The following is a 17405-nucleotide window of genomic DNA, read 5'->3' as shown; positions in this document are numbered from 1 at the left end:
GAACGTAACGTTCCTGAGTCGTCACTCTAGGAAGTAAGTAACAAGATTTACAGGCCCGCCGGATCGACCTCCGGCGCTTCGCCTGTCGACTGCGCGACATGCTCCCACGGCCCCACCTGGCGGTACGGTGACCGCGTGGGGGACTGGGCGGCGGTCGTGCTGGCGGGCGGGGCCGCGCGCCGGATGGGCGGCGTGGACAAGCCCGGCGTGCCGGTGGGCGGCCGGTCGATGCGCGACCGGGTGCTCGACGCCGTCGCCGACGCCGACGTCCGGATCGTGGTGGGCCCGGCCGGACCGGTGCCGCCGGGCGTCCGGTCGACCCGGGAACGCCCCCCGGGCGGCGGACCGGTGGCCGCCGCCGCGGCGGGCGTGTCCCTGCTGCCCGCCGGCACGACGGCTGTGGCGCTGCTCGCCGCCGATCTTCCGCTGCTCACCCGGGACGCGGTACACCTGCTGCGCGAGCACCTCGCCGATCCGGCCGTGGACGGGGTGTGCCTCGTCGACGGCGACGGCCGGCGGCAGCAGCTCTGTGGGATGTGGCGGGTCGCGCCGCTGCGGGCCGCGCTCGGTCGCCTCGCCGCCGCCCGGGGCGGCTCGCTCGACGGCGCGGCGGTGCGGGCCCTGCTCGCCGGGTTGACGGTGCGCGACGTGCCCTGGTCCGGGACGGGCCCGCCGCCCTGGTTCGACTGCGACACTGACGAAGACGTACGCCGGGCGGAGGAGTGGACACGATGACGGTGCTGGAGGACTGGGTGACGGCGGCCTGCGCGGAGCTGGGCCTCGACCCCGCCGAGGTGCCGGTGGCGGTCGTGCTCGACCTGGCCCGGGACGTCGCGCACCAGGTGCTGCGGCCGGGGGCGCCGGTCTCCGCCTACCTGCTGGGGCTGGCCGTGGGGCGCGGGGCCGACCCGGCCGTGGCGGCCGACCGGCTCGGCGCGCTGGCCGGCGGCTGGCCGGTCGAGCTGGGCGACCGGCCCCCGGCCTGACAGCCGTGGTGGCCCCGGCCTGACGGCTACGCCGGGTCCGGCCGGCGGGCCGGACCCGGCCCGCCGGCCGGACCCGGCCCGCCGGTTGCGGGCCGACGGCTGCCCCGGGCAACGGTGTCCGATCCCGGTCCGGCCCGATCCGGGTTCCGGGCGGCCTGGGTAGGGTGATCGCAACGGACGGAGGCGATCATGACGGTAGGCCACCCCTCGACGCCGGCCTCGGACCCGCCCGGCGGTCCCCCGGAGCACGGCGGCCCGTCGGCGTCCGGCGGCCCGTCGGAGCACCAGCACGAGTCGATCCTGCTGGACGAGCCGACCACGGCCGACCTGCGGGCGAAGGTGACCCAGGCGTGGCGCGAGTTCGCCCGGGCCCTCGCCGAGCGGCTGCGAGAGCTGCCCGCCGGCACGCACGTCGAGCTGACCCTCGACCCCACCGCCTCCGGCACGGGCGACGCCATCTACTCCATCAGCATCGACCTCGCCGACGACGGCCGGCTCTCCGCGTGGGCCGTCGGCAACGCGACCCTCCCGCAGGGCTACCGGCTGGACCGGGCGGCCGTCGCCGACATGGTGGCGCTCGGCTGGTCGCCGCCCGGGGTGGTCGAGGGCTCCGGCGAGAACTTCGGCCTCACCGGCGACACCGCCGAGGCGACCCGGCTGGCCGCCCTGCTCTCCCGCACCCTGCGGGACGTCTACGGGGCACCGCACCCGGCGTTCCTGGTCTACCTGGTGCACGACGCCGAGGGCGGGCCCGTGCCGGTGGAGCCGCTGGGCACCGCGCGCAGCGAGTTCGGCCCGGACCAGGACGTCGAGGCGGACCTCGACGAGGCGCTGGCCGCCGCCCAGGGGCCGCGCACCGACGTGCTGGCCCTGGCCGAGCAGGTGCGGACCGTGGTCTCCGCCATGCTCAAGTCCGACTCCGACAAGTTGCAGGTCGACTCCGACGGCGACATCAACATCCGGGCCGGGTCGGCGATGGTCTTCGTCCGGGTCCGCGACAATCCACCGCTGGTCGACGTCTTCTCGCCGGTGCTCACGGAGGTCGAGCCCACCGAGCGGCTCTACGTGAAGCTGTCCGAGCTGACCAACCGGATGCCGATCGGGCGGCTCTACTGCGCCGACGACACGGTGTGGGCGTCCATCCCGGTGTTCGGCCGCGACTTCCAGGCCACCCACCTGATGCTGGCCGTGCAGGTGATGACCGGCCTCGCCGACGAGCTGGACGACCGGCTGCACGGCGAGTTCGGCGGGAAGCGGTTCTTCGGCGAGGGCGACAAGCCCGGCCGGCGGGACCAGGGCGAGCACCGCACCGGCATGTACCTCTGAGGCCGGCCGGCCGCCGGCAGCCCCGAGGCGGCGGCAGCTCTGCCGGCCGCGGAGCCACGACGACGGAAGGCGGGTGGGGCCCGGTCGGCCCGAGTGCCGGGCCCCACCCGCCGGCCCGGTGGGTCAGGTCGCCGGGAGCCAGGCGAGCGTCCCTCAGGTGGAGGGGCCGACGCCGGGGGACTCGGCGAGGCGGGAGAGCACGATGGTGCTGCGGGTGGAGGTCACGAACGACTCGGCGCGCAGCCGTTCGAGGGCCTCCTCCAGGTGCGAGATGTCCGCCGCGCGCAGGTGCACCAGCGCGTCCGCCTCCCCGGAGACCGTGTACGCCCCGACCACCTCCGGATGCCGGCGGACGGCGACCCCGATCTGGGCCGGTGTGGTCCGCCCGGCGCAGAACAGCTCGACGAACGCCTCCGTGGTCCAGCCGACGGCGGCCGGGTCGACGACGGCCGTGAATCCCCGGATCACCCCGGCGGCGCGCAGCCGGTCCACCCGGCGCTTGACGGCCGGGGCGGAGAGCGAGACCCGGCTGCCGATGTCGGCGTAGGAGGCGCGGGCGTCGGCCACGAGCAACGCAATGATTCGCTGATCCACCGCGTCTATCTGCAACGTTCCGCCCTCAGGAAGCAATGGTCGTGGCTGTTACCAAGGTTCGAGGCTACCTACTCTTGGTGTCCGTGAACCAGCACCGGATCCCTCGAAAGCGGACATATCTCATGTGTTCGCCCGAGCACTTCGCCGTCGCGTACGCGATCAATCCGTGGATGGACGTCAGCACGCCCGTCGACGCGGAGCTGGCGGTCAGGCAGTGGGACCGGCTGCGCGAGGCGCTGCTCGGCCTCGGCCACGACGTGCACCTGCTCACCCCCGAGCCCGGCCTGCCCGACATGGTGTTCGCGGCCAACGGCGCGTTCGTCGTCGACGGGACGGTCTACGGCGCCCGGTTCAAGCACGAGCAGCGGGCCGCCGAGGCCGCCGCGCACCGCGCCTTCTACGAGGAGCGGGGCTGGCACTTCATCGCCCCGAACGAGACCAACGAGGGCGAGGGCGACTTCGCCTACCTGCCGGACGCCCACGGCGGGCTGGTCCTCGCCGGCCACGGCTTCCGCACCGAGCTGCCGGCGCACGCCGAGGCGCAGGAGGCGCTCGGCCGGCCGGTGGTGTCGCTGCACCTGGTCGATCCGCGCTTCTACCACCTCGACGTGGCGCTGGCCTCGATCGACGACGGCAACGTCGTCTACTACCCGGGTGCCTTCTCGGCGGCCAGCCAGCGGGTCCTCGCCCAGCTCTTCCCCGATGCGATCGTCGCGGACGACATCGACGCCCTGGCGTTCGGCCTGAACCTGGTCAGCGACGGCGCGAACGTGGTCCTGAACAGCGAGGCGTCCCGGCTCGCCGGCAAGCTGAAGGCGGCCGGCTACACCCCCGTGCCGGTCGAGCTGACCGAGGTGCGCAAGGGCGGCGGCAGCGTGAAGTGCTGCATCGCGGAGCTGCGCGCCTGACCGGGGCGGCCCGCCCGCGCACGGGCCGGTCCCGCCTGGGGGAGGCCGGCCCGCGCGGTGTGGTCGGGCGGGCGTTCAGCCCAGCGTGGCCAGCTCGTTGATCAGGACGTTGGAGAGCACCTGGCCGTCGCGTTGCACCTTGCGCAGGTACCACTTCTGCTGGGGTGTTCGCGGCTGGTTGAACTGCCACGCCCCGCGCGGGCTGTCGATCTGGCCGATCTTGCCCAGCGCCAGGTTGACCTGCTGCGGGGTCGGGTCGCCCCCGGCCAGCCGGATCGCCTTGTCCAGCACCTGCGCCGCGTCGTACGACGCCATCGCGTAGGTGGTCGGGGACGCGCCGTGCGTCTTGCGGTACGCCGACGCGAAGGTGCGGTTGGCGGTGTTGTTGAGGTCGGCGGAGTAGTTGAGCGAGGTCACGATGTTGCGCGCCTCCACCTCCTGCACCTCGTCGAGCACCGTGCCCTCGGTGAGGAAGCCGGGCGCGTAGACCGGGCCCGTCCATCCCTCGCGGTAGAGCTGCTTGATGAACTGCACCGCTGCCGGCCCGGCGAAGTGGCAGAAGATCGCGTCCGGCTGGCGGGCCAACGCCGTGCGGATGTCGGCCGTGTACGCGGTGCCGCCGGGAGTGCTCGTGGCGTCGGTCCAGATCACCGGGTCGGCGATCCGGGGGTCGCTGGACCCGGCCGTGCTGAACTGGGCCTGGAGCCCCTGGATCACGTCCCGCGAGCCGAGGTTGTCGGGGGCGACGATGGCGACCCGGCTGCCGGCGGGCAGGCGCTGCGCCATGTAGGGGCCGATCGCCCGGCCCGGCTCGTCCAGCACGTAGGAGGTGCGCCAGATGTAGACGACGCTCTGGAGGCTCTTCGGTGAGGCGTTGGAGCCGATCAGCGGCACCCGGGCCTTCTCCACGGTGTCCCGGATGCCCACCATGACGGCCGAGTTGACCACGCCGGTGAGCGCCAGCACGCCCTGCTTGAGCAGGCTGTCGACGGCCGCCTGGCCGGTCTTGGCGGTCTCGCCCTCGTCGGCGGTCACCACCGTCACGGGATGCCCGCCGAGCTGCTGGCCGTTGAGGGTGAGATAGAGCTGGAAGCCGTTGACGATCTCGTCGCCGATGGCCTTGAAGCCACCGGTCTGCGGTGCGATGAGACCGATCTTGACCGGCTTGCCGGTGGGGGTCGCCGGCCCTTCGTCGCCGTCCGTGGCGCAGGCGGCGGTCAGGCCCGTGGTACCGAGGGCGGCCAACAATTGGAGTGCCCGCCTGCGGTTCATCTGGGACACCGAATTCCTTCCGGGAGCTGAGCTGGGCCGATACCGTCCCCTCGGCGTTCTACCGGTTCGGCGACGCTGCGTCAATGTTCAGTGATCAAAGTGCAAGGTTCGCAGCCCACGGGCCACCTCCGGCCAGGCGGCCGACTCGGGGTCGATGAGCCCGAAATGCTCGCATTCGGGAAGCTCCACGAGCTGCACCGGGCTGCCGGCCACCCGCGCGGCGGCGGCGTATGACCGGCTCACCCCCACCGGCACCTGCCGGTCCAGCAGGCCGTGCAGGATCACCGTCCGTGTCGGGGTGGGCACCAGCAGGCGGGGGTCGGCGGCGGCGTACCGCCGCGGGTGCTCCGCCGGCCCGCCGCCGAGCAGCGCGGCCACCGCCCCACCGTCCAGGTCCAGCCGGTGGGCCTCGGCCAGGTCCGCGACCGGGGCGAGCGCCAGCACCCCCGCCACCGTCCCCGGCGCGGTGGCGGCGGCGTACAGGGCGAGGTGGCCGCCGGCCGAGTGGCCGACCAGCAGCGGCGGCCCGGGGCGCACCCGGTCGCCCAGCACCGGCCCGGCCAGCCCGGGCAACGCCGCGACCCCCGCCAGGACGTCGGCGAGGGTGCCCGGCCAACCGCCGCCCGGCTGCCCGGTGCGCCGGTATTCCAGTTGGGCCACCGGGTAGCCGAGCGCGGCCAGCGCCGCCGCGAGCGGCCCGGTGTGGCCACGGTCGTACTCGGCCCGCCAGAAGCCGCCGTGCACCACCACGACCAGGGGCAGCGGCGGGCCGTCCCCCGCCGGGCGGCGCAGGTCGGCGACCTGGTCCGGGTGCCCGCCGTAGGCGACGGTGGCGTCCGGCGCGGGGGCGGGGCGGTCGAGCACGGAGCGGGGGTCGGCGGGCATGCCGGCGACGGTAGCGCGGCGGACGGCCCCGCCGGGGGACACCCGTCACCAGGTGCCGGTCCCGACGAGCGGGCGGCCCACCGCCTGGGTCAAGATGGAACGCATGACCGAAGCGCACTCCGCTGGACAAGACGACGAGCCGGGCCACGACGGCACCGGGCGATCCGGCACCGTGGTGGTGGTCGGCCCGGACGGCCGCCCGGTCGGCACCGTGCAGACCGACGACGCCGCAGGCGAGGACCCGACCCGGCTGGTCGAGCAACCCGCCAAGGTGATGCGGATCGGCAGCATGATCAAACAGCTGCTGGAGGAGGTCAAGGCCGCCCCGCTCGACGACGCGAGCCGACACCGGATGCGGGAGATCCACGAACGGTCGATCGTCGAGCTGAAGGAGGGCCTGGCCCCCGAGCTCCGCGACGAGCTGGAGCGGATCTCGCTGCCCTTCACCGAGGACAAGGCACCCAGCGAGGGCGAGCTGCGGATCGCCCACGCCCAGCTCGTCGGCTGGCTGGAGGGGCTGTTCCACGGCATCCAGGCGGCCCTGGTGGCGCAGCAGATGGCCGCCCGCGTCCAGCTCGAGCAGATGCGTTCCGGCCGGCAGGCGCTGCCCAGCGGGCCCGCCGGGATGATGCCGGGCATGCCGGGCATCGGTCACCCGCAGGGCGGCGAGGGGCACAGCACCGGGCAATACCTCTGACACCGTCGCGCGCCGGGTCCGCGCGGGCCCGGCGCGCGTCTCACCCCACCCCGAAGACCTTCTCCAGGTACGCGGCCACGCCGTCGGCGGAGTTCGCCGCCGTCACCTCGTCGGCGATCGCCAGGACGGCGGGGTGCGCGTTCGCCACCGCCACCCCCCGGCCGGCCCAGGTCAGCATCGGCACGTCGTTGGGCATGTCGCCGAAGGCCAGCACGTCCCGCTCGTCGATCCCGAGCCGGGCGCAATACCATGCCAGGCCCGCCGCCTTGGTCACCCCGGCCGCCGAGATCTCCACCAGCCCCGTGTACGACGAGTGGGTCGCCTCGGCCAGCCCGCGCAGCGCCCCGGCCACCACCTCCAGGAACACGTCCGGGTCCTGCTCCCTGGCGCGGGCCAGCAGCTTCACCGCCGGCACCGAGTGCAGCTCCTCCGGCGAGGTGATCGCCCGGATCGCCTCCGCGTCGGCGTCCCAGCGCAGCGGATAGCCGGCCTCGTGCCGCATCTCCCGGCTGTCCACGATCTCCACCGCGAAGCTGACCCCGGGCACCTCGGCGCGCAGCCGCCGGGCCACCTCGGCGAGCAGCTCCGGCGCGAGCGGGTCGGCCCGGAGCACCTCGTCGGCCACCGGGTCGTACACCACCGCGCCGTTGGCGCAGATCGCCGGCAGCGGCTCGGCGAGCTGCTCGTACACCAGTTGGAGCCAGCGGATCGGGCGGCCGGTGACCAGCACGACCGGCGTGCCCCGCGCGGACATCCGGGCCAGCGCGTCGCGGGTGCGGGGGCTGAGCGTCCGCTCGTCGGTGAGCAGGGTCCCGTCGATGTCCGTGGCGACCAGCCGAGGTGTCTCTCCCATCACCGGGAGAGTAGTCGGTCCAGGTAGACCGCGACTCCGTCGTCGTCGTTGCGCAGCGTCACCTCGTCGGCGGCGGCGCGGACGGTCGGGTGGGCGTTGGAGACGGCCACCCGGGACCACCCGGCCCACTCGAACATCGGCAGGTCGTTGGGCATGTCGCCGAAGACCAGCACGTCGGCCGGGTCAACCCCGAGCCGCTGCGCCACGACGTGCAGCCCGGACGCCTTGTCGACCCCGGGCGGGGAGATCTCGACGAAGCCGAGCCCGGCCTGGGTGAGCGCGGCCACCTCGGGTCCGATGATCCGGCGGGCGGTCTCCAGCAGCGCGTCGATCTGGTGGTCGGCGGTCCGGGCGAACGCCTTGATCACGTCGGTGGCGAGGCACTCGTCGCGGGTGCGCGGCTCGAACAGGTCCGGGTACGGCCAGCTCGGGTGGTAGTCGCCCCAGAGCGGGGCGCCGGCCTCGCCGGACGCCTCGACCATCACGGTGAGCGGACCGACCTCGGCCTCCAGCTCGGCGAGCAGCCGCGCCAGCACCTCCCGGGGGAGCCGCTCCTCGCGCAGCACCTCCGGCCCGGCCGGGTCGCTCTGGTCGACCACCCAGCCCCCGCCGGCCAGCACCAGGAAGTCGGCGGCCCGGATGTCGTTGCGGGTGAGCTCGGTGAGCCGCGGCCCCCGGCCGGTCGCCCCGACCACCGGAATGCCGGCGGCCCGCACCCGGTCGAGCACCTCGTGGGTGTACGCGGAGACGGTCTCGTCGCTGCGGACCAGCGTCCCGTCGAGGTCGGTGGCGATCAGCTTGGGCAGCCCCGGGCGGGTCATGGCTCCTCCTTCGCCCGCCGCCGTCGCGCCGGCCCTGTCTCTGGGTCGTCGGTGCCTCGACCGGCAGTGACGGCGGGCAGCCACCGTACCTCGCGCAACCGGGCGCGACCATGGCTTCCCGACGAACCGGGCGGCAACTCGACACCACGCCCAGGTTGCGCGGCTCCTGGCCGGGGCGGCCCCCCGGGTCCGGCGCCGGCCGGGGCCGGACCTCCGGGTGAGCAGGGGACCCTTCTCGACCGTGGGCGTTAACAGGGGGCCCTTCCTTGCGCCGGGCGCTACTCCGGGCGGGCGAAGGGGGCCGTCGGCTGCACGGTGAGGTCGACCGGCCCGGGGAGCGCGTCGGTCTCCTCGGCGGGCGGGTGCTCCACGCGCGGCGAGCCCTCGGCCGGCGGCCCGGCGTCGGCCCGGCCGGCGAGGTAGAGCGCCGCCGCCAGCAGCACGCAGGCCGCGAAGGCCGCCACCAGCCCCCGGCCGTACTCCACCTGGAAGCCGTCCTCGGAGGAGTAGAGGGCCTGCCGGCCCGAGTCGTCCAGCGACAACGAGGCGGCGACCAGGACGCCGATCAGGGCCGTCGACAGGGCGAGGCCGGCCACCCGCGCGTCGTGCCGCACGGCGGCGCTGCCCCGCAGGGCCAGGGCGGCGGCCGTGACCAGCGCGAACAGGCCCACCAGGTAACCCAGGCCGAAGCCACCCACGTCGGACACCCCGCCGGGCACCCGCAGCGTGTCGCCCTCGGGGCCCCCGGTCGGCACGGTCATCACCAGCCACTCCCCGACCAGCGAGGCGAACGCGGCCACCGCGCCGAGGCCGGCCGCCACCAGCGGGATCCGCCGGTCCCGCCCGAGCCGGGACAGCGGGCGACCCACCCGCCCCGGCGGGTCGGGCTCGGACCCACCCCACTCCAGGACGGTGGCGTCGCCGGACCGGCTGTCCTGCCGGGGGATGGGAAGCTCCTCGGACATCGGCCACCTCTCCGCGTTCGCGGGCCTGGACCCCGTGGGCCTGAGCCGAATCATGACACAGCAGACACGGCGTGGCCGGGAACGCGACCCGCCGCGATCGGCGTGGACGGATCCCGGGCAGCGGGTCGCCCGCCGCCCGGCTTTCGGTTAGCGTCGGCTCATGCCTATCCGTACCGCTTCCGCACGTTGGCAGGGTGACCTCACCGAGGGCTCCGGCACGGTCCGCACCGGCAAGGGCGGGCTCCAGGGAAACTACTCCTTCAAGTCGCGGTTCGAGGAGGGTGAGGGCACCAACCCCGAGGAACTCATCGGGGCGGCCCACGCCGCCTGCTTCTCGATGGCGTTCTCCAAGCAGCTCGCCGACGCCGGCGCGACCGGCACGTCGGTGGAGACCACCGCGAAGGTGCACTTCGACAAGACCGACGCGGGGATGACCGTGACCCGGATCGACCTGGAGACGGTCGGCCAGGCCCCGGGGCTGGACGAGGCCCAGTTCGCCAAGCTGGCCGAGACCGCCAAGGAGAACTGCCCGATCTCGCGTCTGCTCTCCCCGGGAGCGCAGATCAGCCTCACGGCCCGGCTCGCCTCCTGAGGCCCTCCGCGCCCACCTGACACGGAACGGTCCTCATCCGCACCGGATGGGGACTTTTCCGTGCAAGCAGGATCTTGGGCACCGGGCGTCGGGCCGGCTCTGGGACAATGGGTGCGTGGCGGTCCAGATGAGCCGGGAGCGCTTCGAGGAGCTGGTCGGGGACGCCCTCGACGAGGTTCCCGAGGAGCTGCTGGGGCTGATGAGCAACGTGGTGATCCTGGTCGAGGACGACCCGCCCCCCGGCGACGGTGACCTGCTCGGCCTCTACGAGGGCCACGCCCTCACCGAGCGGGGCTGGGACTATGCGGGCGTCCTGCCGGACCGCATCTTCATCTACCGCCACCCCATCCTGCGCATCTGCGACAGCGAGGAGGACGTCGTCGACGAGGTGGCGGTGACGGTGGTGCACGAGATCGCCCACCACTTCGGCATCGACGACGACCGGCTGCACGACCTCGGCTGGGGCTGACGGGCGGCGTTACCGCCCCCTCCGTCCGGTCCGCGCCGGCGTCCTCGTGTCCCCGTCCGTCCCGTCCGCGCCGGCGTTCCTGGCCTATCCGTCCGGTCCGCGCCGCGCGACGACGGGCCGGCCCCGCTCGGCCGATGTCACCGCTTGCGCTGGTCACCTACCCTCCGGGCAGACACCCCGAGTCAGGAGGCTTTTCCATGCGCAGCGCGCTGTTCTCCGCCGAGAACCTGGAGAAGGAGTCCGCCCAGCCCGGCATGCGGCTGCAGAACTCCAAGATGTTGAAGATCGAGCTGAACGGCGAGGCGATGGCCCGGGTCGGGTCGATGGTCGCCTACCAGGGCCAGGTCCAGTTCCAGGCGCTCGGCTCCGGCGGCCTGGGCAAGTTCCTCAAGCAGAAGCTCACCGGCGAGGGTGTCCCGCTGATGAAGCTCAGCGGCCGGGGCGACGTCTTCCTCGCCGAGCTGGCCAAGGACGTGCACATCATCGACCTGGAGCCCGGCGACGCGCTGTCGATCAACGGATCCAGCGTGCTGGCCTTCGACTCCACCCTGCAATACGACATCCGCATGGTCGGCGGCGCCGGGATGGCGTCCTCGTCCGGCCTGTTCAACTGCGTCTTCACCGGCCACGGCCGGATCGCGATCACCACGAAGGGCACCCCGGTGGTGCTCAACGTCGACGCGCCGACCTACGTCGACCCGCAGGCCGCCGTGTGCTGGTCGGCCAACCTCCAGACCGGCTACCACCGGGCCGAGCAGCTCGGCCTGGGCACGCTGCTGGGGCGCAGCACCGGCGAGGCGTTCACGATGAGCTTCGCCGGGCAGGGCTTCGTGGTGGTGCAGCCCTCCGAGGAGCCGCCGATCGCGGGCAGCGGCGCCCAGGAGCAGCAGGGCGGCCTGCTCGGCGGCCTGCTGAGCTGACCCGTCGCCGCGCAGGCGACGAACTGGCCCGGGCGGGGGCGCCCCGACACGGGGCGCCCCGGTGTCAGCCCGCCGACGCGGGCCGGGCCGGCGAGGCCGCGCTCAGCTCAGCTCGCCGGCACGCAACCGGGCCAGCCAGGCCGACGCGTCGGCGTAGTCGGCGTCCGACAGCCCGGCCGGCGCGGGCACGGGCCGGTCGCCCGCCGGCTGCGCCCACCGGTGCCGGGGGTACGACCCGAGGAACCGCACCTGGGCGCAGACCCGCCGCAACCCCTGCAACGCCTCCCCGAGCCGTGGCTCGGCGACGTGGCCGGTGCAGTCGAGGAAGAAGACGTACCGACCCAGCGCCTCGCCCGTCGGGCGGGACTCGATGCGGGTCAGGTTCACCCCGCGCACGGCCAGCTCCATCAGCACCGACAGCAGCGCGCCGACCCGGTCGTGGGCGATGTAGACGGCCAGCGACGTGAGGTCGTCCCCGGTGGGGGGCGAGGGCGGGCCCGGGCGGGACAGCAGGGCGAACCGGGTCACCGCGTCGGGATGGTCGGCGATCTTGTCGGCGAGCACCGCCAGCCGGTGCCGGGCGGCCCCGATCGGGGCGCAGATCGCCGCGTCGAACTCGCCCGTCGCCGCGCCGGCCGCGGCGGCCCCGTTGGAGAGCACGTCCACCACGACGGCGTCCGGCAGGTGGGTGCGCAGCCAGCCCCGGCACTGGGTGGACGCCTGGGGATGGGCGGCCACCGAGCGGATCTCCTCCGGCGACGTCCCCTGACGGGCGCCGAGCACGAACTCGACCGGCAGGATCACCTCCCGGGTGATCACCAGCGGGTCGCCCTCGGCCAGCTCGTCCAGGGTCACCCCGACCGCGCCGCCGATCGAGTTCTCCAGCGGCACCAGGGCCGCGTCGGCCTCCCCGGCGCGGACGGCCTCCAGCGCCTCGCCGACGCTGCGGGCGGGCGTGCGGGTGCCGCGCTCGGCGGCCGGCACGGTGCGCAGGGCCTGCTCGGCGAAGGTGCCCTCGGGGCCGAGGTAGACGAAACGGGTGGGCGGTGTTCCCGGCATGCCGCCAGCCTACGCACCCGGCACGGTGCCCGGGACGGCGTCGCAGGCGAGTGCCCGGATGCCGGGCGGCCCGGCGACGCGTACCTCGATGGTGCAGACGTCGGTGCCGGCGGTGACCAGCTCCAGGTCGCCCGGCCGGCCCCGGGTCACCACCTGCAACTCCTCGTGCCCGGTCACCCGCAGCACCGTGTACTGCCAGTCCCCGGCGCAGAACGGGCCGTCGCCCGCCCGCACCGAGACCGAGCCGGACAGCACCCCGGCCGGGCCGCGCAGCAGCGCGACGACCCGGTCCACCGACGGGCCGTCGCGGCAGGGGCCGGCGACCAGGTCGGAACCCGGGGTGGTCGGCGGCACCGCCGCGGGCGGGGTGACCGGCGCCGTCGGGCCGGTGGGCGTGGCGGCGGCCGACGCGGCGGGACCGGGTGGGCCGGTCGGGCCGGTGCTGGGCAGGGCGGCGGGCTGGCGCAGCTCCGGCGGCGTGCCGCAGCCGGCGAGCGTGACGGCGAGGAGGGCGAGCAGCCCGATCGCGCCGGGCAGGCGGGCGGAGCGGCCGGGCAGCCGGATGGAGCGGCCGGGCAGCCGGGCGGGACCGGAGCGACCGGGCGCGCGGGACGGGCCGGAGGCGCCGGGCGCGCGGGACACCGGTCGGTGCGGTGCGGATGGCGGCACGGGCCGATCCTTGCATCGGAGAACGTCGTTGCGGCCGGGATGGCCGAGCTCATCGTAGGAGCCATCGGCGCGGCCGTGAAGGCCCACCGGGCCGGTCTCGCGGGGGCGACCGTCCAGGGCGGCCGTCAGTCGAGGACGCGGTGGCCGGCGCGGCGCAGCGCGGCGGTCGCCTCGCCCAGCCGCACGGCGGGCACGAGCACGTGGTCGGTGTCGTACGTGGAGAAGGCGACCGGATCGACCCGCGCCTCGGTCAACGGGCCGATCAGCGCGGCCAGGGTGCCGGTCACCGCCTGCCCGAGCGGGCCGACGATCCGCAGGCACCGCCAGTCGGTCTCCACCTCGCCCGGCGCGCGGGGGGCCGGGCAGATCACGGAGACCCCGTCGGCGGCCCAGCTCACGCTGACCACCTCGGCGTCGCCCAGTTCGCCCCAGAGGGCGGGCCCGAGGACGGCACCGGCGGCCAGCCGGCACACCGCGTACTCCCCCGGCAGCAGAGCGACATCGACCATGAGGGCACCCTACGGCCTGGCGGGTGCCCGCCACAGCTCCCCGAGGGTGCGGCGGACGCCACATCTGCCCAGGTCAGGGCGGTGCTGCGCGGACCGGACGGTGGGAGGTGGATCAGACCTCGGAGAAGAAGGTCAGCGACCCGGTGACCTGCCCGTCGGTCAGCACCGGCGTCGAGATGGCGTCGACCGTCGGGTCCGTCCGGCCTGCCGTCGCGGCCTGCACCCGCAGCAGCCCCCGGGCGAGCCGCCCGGAGTGCAGGGCGAGCAGCGGCGGGATCTTGTCGGTCTCCTGCTCGGTCAACTCGCCCCGGTGGGCGGTGAAGTCGAGCAGCCGCAGACAGCCGTCGAGCAGCGGCAGGCCGATCACGTCGTCGGGGCGGCCGAGGCAGAGCAGCTCGCAGCCGGCCGCGGACACCGCGACGACCCGGGTGTCGGTGTCGATCAGGAGGCAGGGCTCGTCGGCCCGGGCCACGGTGGCGGACCACTGCCCGAAGTTGTCGGACCCCTGCTCCAGCGGTGTCCGGGCGGTGGGCGCGAACACTTCCGAGAGCGAGAGTTCGACGTGGGCCACCGCGCCTCCTATGTACACCGACGGTCTGTCCACGCTAACCGGTCGTCTGGGCATCGCCGACCGCGCTGGGGCCGCCGGGCCGCCGGGGTCGGTTGCCCTCACCCGGGCGTCCGGCGCCGGCGCGGCCGGTGGTTGCTCCGGGTACGGGCCGGACCGCGTGGCGTCGCGGGAGACGTTACCGGCGGTTGGCCGGCTTGTCAGCCGCCGTTCGGCCGCCGTCGTACCACCGGTAGTCGCCGGCGGGACGGTAGGTGCCGTTCATCCAGGTCCCCGGGTGCTGCGCCACACGGGCGAGTTTCTCGGCCGTGGCCGGGGTGATCCGGTTGCCGCCCGCCACGAGCAGGCGGTCCAGCTCGCGGTGGGTGGCCATGAGGCAGTCCTTCGGCAGGCCGTACACGCTGATGACGCCCGAGCCGACGAAGGTCAGCACCGGCGTCACCGGGATGGGCAGCCCCACCGCCTGGGACAGCACCTTGCTCGCGCGCTTGGCGTCGCGGCGGGCCTCGGCCACGTAGGGCGGGCGCTTGCCGTTGATCTGCACCACGTCGCCGGCCACCAGCACCCGGGCGCGGCCGTGGTCGGCGATGGTCACCGCGAACAGGCCGCCCGGCCCGATGGCGAGGAACCCGGCCCGGTCGTCCTGGGCGGGGTCGAGGAGGAGGTCCGTGGTGTCCGTGCGGGGCCACTCGACGACGTGCCACCCCGGCCCGAGGTGGTCGAGCCGGCCCAGGGCGCGGGCCCCGGCCGCTTCCAACCGGCGGGCCCCCCGCTCGGCGCGCCGCCGCCGGGCCCACTCCAGGGGGCTCGGACGGGTCGGGTCGAGCACCCCGGGGGCATCCGCCCTGGGGTGTGGCACCGAGACGGGCGGCAGTGCCCGTGCGGTGGGTGCGGCTCGACGTGCGGGAAAGACAGTCATCGCGACCTCCGGCAAAAGGTCCCTCGAAGTTATGTCCTCACTACCCTACGTTGACATACCGGGTACCCGGCAAGTCGGAGCGCCGGAGTGAGTGTGGATGAATGCCATATTCATCCACAGACGTTTTACCGGATGCCGCCAAACCCTGCCCTACCCTTGGCCGGGTGACCCACTACGTGGACAGTGAAGTCGGCCGCCTCGGCACCGTGCTGCTGCACCGGCCGGGCCCCGAACTGGCCCGACTCACCCCCCGGAACAACGACTCGTTGCTGTTCGACGCTATCCCATGGGTCGGACGGGCACAGGAGGAGCACGACGCGTTCGCCGCCGAGCTGCGCGCCCGCGGGGTGGAGGTGCTCTACCTCGCCACCCTCCTCGCCGAGACCCTCGCCGTCGCCGAGGCCCGCGCCGAGCTGACCGAGCAGGTGCTCAGCTCGCCCCGGCTGGGCGACACCCTGCGCCGCCGGGTGGCCGACCACCTCGCCTACCTCGACCCCGCCGCCCTCGCCGACGTGCTCGTCGCCGGGCTCGCCCACGAGGAGCTGCGGATCAGCAGGGAACGGCCCGGTGGGCTCGTCTACTCCCTGATGGACCGGCACGACTTCGTCATCGACCCCCTGCCCAACCTGCTGTTCACCCGGGACTCGTCACTGTGGATCGGCGACCGGGTCGGGGTCACCAGCCTGGCGATGCCCGCCCGCCGAAGAGAGACGAGCATCACCGACGCCATTTACCGGCACCACCCGCGCTTCGTCGGCACCGAGTTCGTCTACCACCCCGGGCTGGAGCACCTGGAGGGCGGCGACGTGCTGCTGCTCGCCCCGGGGGTGCTCGCGGTCGGGGTCGGTGAGCGGACCACCCCGGCCGGGGCGGAACGGCTCGCCCGGCAGGTCTTCGCCGCCGGGCTGGCGCACACCATCCTGGTGGTGCCGATCGCCCAGGAGCGCGCCACCATGCACCTGGACACCATCTGCACGATGGTCGACGTCGACGCCGTGCTGATGTACGCGAACGTGGCGAGCACCCTCGCCGCGTACACGGTGGTCGCCGGCCCCGACGGCGAACCGCAGGTGGACGGGCCCGCGCCGTTCCTGCGGGCCGCCGCCGACGCGATGGACCTCGACCAGCTCCGGGTGATCGACACCGGCCTCGACCCGGTCACCGCCGAGCGGGAGCAGTGGGACGACGGCAACAACACCCTCGCCATCGCCCCCCGGCTCTGCGTCGGCTACGAGCGCAACACCGGCACCAACGCGCAGCTGGAGCGGGCCGGCATCGAGGTGATCCCGATCGCGGGCTCCGAGCTGGGCTCCGGCCGGGGCGGCCCGCGATGCATGTCCTGCCCCCTGGTCCGGGAGTAAGGAAGGGCCCCTTGTTAACGCAAAACGGTGTAGAGGGGGCCCTTCCTAACCACCGCGCCGCCGCATCCGGCCGCGCGGCTCAGCGCAGGGTGAGCTGCCGGCCGAGCAGGCCGTGCCGGGCGCGGCGGCCCGCCGCGTCCAGCGGCTCCTTCTCGGCGAGGGCCCCGGCGTAGCGCCCGGCGAACTCCCGCACCGGCTCCTCCCAGTCGGCCGCCGGGACGTCCTCGGGCAGGTCCCAGACCGGCACGAGACGCCCGTGCGCGCGGAACATGCCGGCGAACTTCGTGCCCCCGGCGAGGGGCAGCGTGCCGGCGGCGCTCAGCCGCGCCAGGGCGTCCAGCGCGGCGTCCTCGTCGTCCGGGAGCACCCAGCGGACGTGTGCCTTCTCCGGCACCCGGCACCAGTACGCCGCCCGCGCCGCCGCCAGCCGCACGGTCGGGTAGATGGCCGCGTTGGCCCGCTCCAGCGACGCCTGGACGGTCGGGTCGTCGGCCGCCCCCGGGTCGAGCCAGAACTCGAAGCCCTCGTGCATGGTGATCTCCAGCGGCCCGTCGACCAGGATGTCCTGGAGGCGGGGGCCGGGGCCGGGCAGCGGCGGCACCGTGACCGTCCGGCCCGGCTCGGTGCGCAGCGCGCAGAGCAGCGCCTCGGCCAGGTCCCGGGAGACGTCGCCCGACTGCTGGTGGCGCTGGAGCCCGACGAAGACGCGACCGTCGGCCTTGGTCATCGCCGGCGCCGCCATGGGCAGCACGGTGGCCAGGGTGACCGGCCGGTCGCCGTGCTCCTCGACCAGCTCGGGGACGAGCCGCAGCGGCGCGGAGGCGGCGGGGACCAGCTCGCGCAGGGCGATCCACTCCGGCTCGTCGGCCAGTCCCTCGAACGGTCGGGGCACGAAGACGTCCCGCACCTTCTCCCGCTTCCCGGTGACGGCGACGTCGGCGGCCCGCTGGATCCTTCTACGCTTGCTCACGGCGAGACAGCCTAGAGCCCGTTGCCGGCCGGGGTGGGCAGGACCCGCCCCGCACGGATGGT

The 17405-nt window shown here is 74.6% G+C and carries 21 protein-coding genes; 9 read left to right on the top strand and 12 right to left on the bottom strand.

The window, feature by feature from the left end; genetic code table 11:
* Positions 1-135: 135 nt before the first annotated feature.
* The 3 genes from O7628_RS11925 to O7628_RS11915 all read left to right on the top strand — a co-directional run bounded on the left by O7628_RS11925 (position 136) and on the right by O7628_RS11915 (position 2312).
* The gene (locus O7628_RS11925) at positions 136-735 is read left to right on the top strand and encodes an NTP transferase domain-containing protein (protein ID WP_178066943.1); all 600 of its coding nucleotides are present in this window, start codon (positions 136-138) and stop codon (positions 733-735) included.
* Positions 732-986 (top strand): DUF6457 domain-containing protein, encoded by a 255-nt coding sequence (locus tag O7628_RS11920; RefSeq protein WP_074478143.1) that lies wholly within the window; start codon positions 732-734, stop codon positions 984-986. The genes O7628_RS11925 and O7628_RS11920 overlap by 4 nt, the downstream gene beginning before the upstream one ends.
* Positions 987-1175: 189 nt before the next feature.
* On the top strand, positions 1176-2312 hold the full coding sequence (locus O7628_RS11915) for a hypothetical protein (protein WP_278130362.1): 1137 nt from the start codon (positions 1176-1178) through the stop codon (positions 2310-2312).
* Between the two features lie 153 nt (positions 2313-2465).
* Here O7628_RS11915 and O7628_RS11910 read toward each other — a convergent pair whose 3' ends face one another.
* A complete protein-coding gene (locus O7628_RS11910; protein WP_043960922.1) occupies positions 2466-2921 on the bottom strand; it encodes an Lrp/AsnC family transcriptional regulator in 456 nt (151 codons plus the stop codon).
* Between the two features lie 59 nt (positions 2922-2980).
* Between O7628_RS11910 and ddaH the strand changes: the two genes are divergently transcribed.
* Positions 2981-3814: a dimethylargininase gene (ddaH, locus tag O7628_RS11905; RefSeq protein WP_347405232.1), complete on the top strand. Its 834-nt coding sequence runs from the start codon at positions 2981-2983 to the stop codon at positions 3812-3814.
* 75 nt (positions 3815-3889) lie between these two features.
* On the opposite strand, the gene O7628_RS11900 is transcribed toward ddaH, so the two are convergent.
* Both O7628_RS11900 and O7628_RS11895 read right to left on the bottom strand, forming a co-directional pair.
* Positions 3890-5095 carry an ABC transporter substrate-binding protein gene (locus tag O7628_RS11900; RefSeq protein ID WP_278130358.1) on the bottom strand — a complete coding sequence of 402 codons (1206 nt, stop codon included), beginning with the start codon at positions 5093-5095 and terminating at the stop codon, positions 3890-3892.
* Between the two features lie 78 nt (positions 5096-5173).
* Positions 5174-5971, bottom strand: a complete 798-nt coding sequence (locus O7628_RS11895; RefSeq protein ID WP_278130356.1) for a prolyl oligopeptidase family serine peptidase — start codon at positions 5969-5971, stop codon at positions 5174-5176.
* A 94-nt stretch (positions 5972-6065) separates the two neighbouring features.
* Between O7628_RS11895 and O7628_RS11890 the strand changes: the two genes are divergently transcribed.
* Positions 6066-6668 (top strand): bacterial proteasome activator family protein, encoded by a 603-nt coding sequence (locus tag O7628_RS11890; protein ID WP_074478295.1) that lies wholly within the window; start codon positions 6066-6068, stop codon positions 6666-6668.
* A 40-nt stretch (positions 6669-6708) separates the two neighbouring features.
* Here the strand turns inward: O7628_RS11890 and O7628_RS11885 are convergent, their stop codons facing one another.
* From O7628_RS11885 to O7628_RS11875, 3 genes are all read right to left on the bottom strand, one after another.
* Positions 6709-7521: an HAD family hydrolase gene (locus O7628_RS11885; protein WP_178066937.1), complete on the bottom strand. Its 813-nt coding sequence runs from the start codon at positions 7519-7521 to the stop codon at positions 6709-6711.
* Positions 7521-8342 carry an HAD family hydrolase gene (locus O7628_RS11880; RefSeq protein WP_178066936.1) on the bottom strand — a complete coding sequence of 274 codons (822 nt, stop codon included), beginning with the start codon at positions 8340-8342 and terminating at the stop codon, positions 7521-7523. Before O7628_RS11880 ends, O7628_RS11885 begins: the two co-directional genes overlap by 1 nt.
* 278 nt (positions 8343-8620) lie before the next feature.
* Entirely contained in the window at positions 8621-9307 is a 687-nt protein-coding gene (locus tag O7628_RS11875) for a hypothetical protein (protein ID WP_278130354.1), read from the bottom strand.
* 160 nt (positions 9308-9467) lie between these two features.
* Here O7628_RS11875 and O7628_RS11870 point away from each other — a divergent pair, with 160 nt between their 5' ends.
* The 3 genes from O7628_RS11870 to O7628_RS11860 all read left to right on the top strand — a co-directional run bounded on the left by O7628_RS11870 (position 9468) and on the right by O7628_RS11860 (position 11288).
* Complete coding sequence (locus tag O7628_RS11870; protein ID WP_043960915.1) at positions 9468-9899, top strand: OsmC family protein; 432 nt, start codon at positions 9468-9470, stop codon at positions 9897-9899.
* A 127-nt stretch (positions 9900-10026) separates the two neighbouring features.
* Positions 10027-10368: a metallopeptidase family protein gene (locus tag O7628_RS11865; protein WP_074478293.1), complete on the top strand. Its 342-nt coding sequence runs from the start codon at positions 10027-10029 to the stop codon at positions 10366-10368.
* A 197-nt stretch (positions 10369-10565) separates the two neighbouring features.
* Entirely contained in the window at positions 10566-11288 is a 723-nt protein-coding gene (locus tag O7628_RS11860; protein ID WP_074478126.1) for an AIM24 family protein, read from the top strand.
* Positions 11289-11390: 102 nt separating this feature from the next.
* Here O7628_RS11860 and pheA read toward each other — a convergent pair whose 3' ends face one another.
* From pheA to O7628_RS11835, 5 genes are all read right to left on the bottom strand, one after another.
* The gene (pheA, locus tag O7628_RS11855; RefSeq protein WP_178066933.1) at positions 11391-12347 is read right to left on the bottom strand and encodes a prephenate dehydratase; all 957 of its coding nucleotides are present in this window, start codon (positions 12345-12347) and stop codon (positions 11391-11393) included.
* Between the two features lie 9 nt (positions 12348-12356).
* Positions 12357-12884, bottom strand: coding sequence for a hypothetical protein (locus O7628_RS11850; protein WP_278136290.1), 528 nt, complete (start codon positions 12882-12884; stop codon positions 12357-12359).
* A 257-nt stretch (positions 12885-13141) separates the two neighbouring features.
* Positions 13142-13525, bottom strand: a complete 384-nt coding sequence (locus O7628_RS11845; protein WP_278130349.1) for an ACT domain-containing protein — start codon at positions 13523-13525, stop codon at positions 13142-13144.
* A gap of 112 nt (positions 13526-13637) precedes the next feature.
* Positions 13638-14096, bottom strand: coding sequence for a hypothetical protein (locus tag O7628_RS11840; protein WP_278130347.1), 459 nt, complete (start codon positions 14094-14096; stop codon positions 13638-13640).
* 175 nt (positions 14097-14271) lie between these two features.
* Positions 14272-15012, bottom strand: coding sequence for a hypothetical protein (locus O7628_RS11835; protein WP_043960910.1), 741 nt, complete (start codon positions 15010-15012; stop codon positions 14272-14274).
* Positions 15013-15176: 164 nt separating this feature from the next.
* Between O7628_RS11835 and O7628_RS11830 the strand changes: the two genes are divergently transcribed.
* Positions 15177-16373 (top strand): arginine deiminase, encoded by a 1197-nt coding sequence (locus O7628_RS11830; protein ID WP_074478116.1) that lies wholly within the window; start codon positions 15177-15179, stop codon positions 16371-16373.
* A 79-nt stretch (positions 16374-16452) separates the two neighbouring features.
* Here the strand turns inward: O7628_RS11830 and O7628_RS11825 are convergent, their stop codons facing one another.
* Entirely contained in the window at positions 16453-17343 is an 891-nt protein-coding gene (locus O7628_RS11825; protein WP_278130343.1) for a DUF5926 family protein, read from the bottom strand.
* Between the last annotated feature and the right edge of the window lie 62 nt (positions 17344-17405).

Source organism: Micromonospora sp. WMMD956 (genome assembly GCF_029626125.1).
In the GTDB taxonomy this organism is placed as follows: Bacteria; Actinomycetota; Actinomycetes; order Mycobacteriales; family Micromonosporaceae; genus Micromonospora; species Micromonospora carbonacea.
The sequence above is the reverse complement of the archived record's forward strand: the minus strand, read 5'-3'. Positions and strand labels throughout refer to the sequence as shown.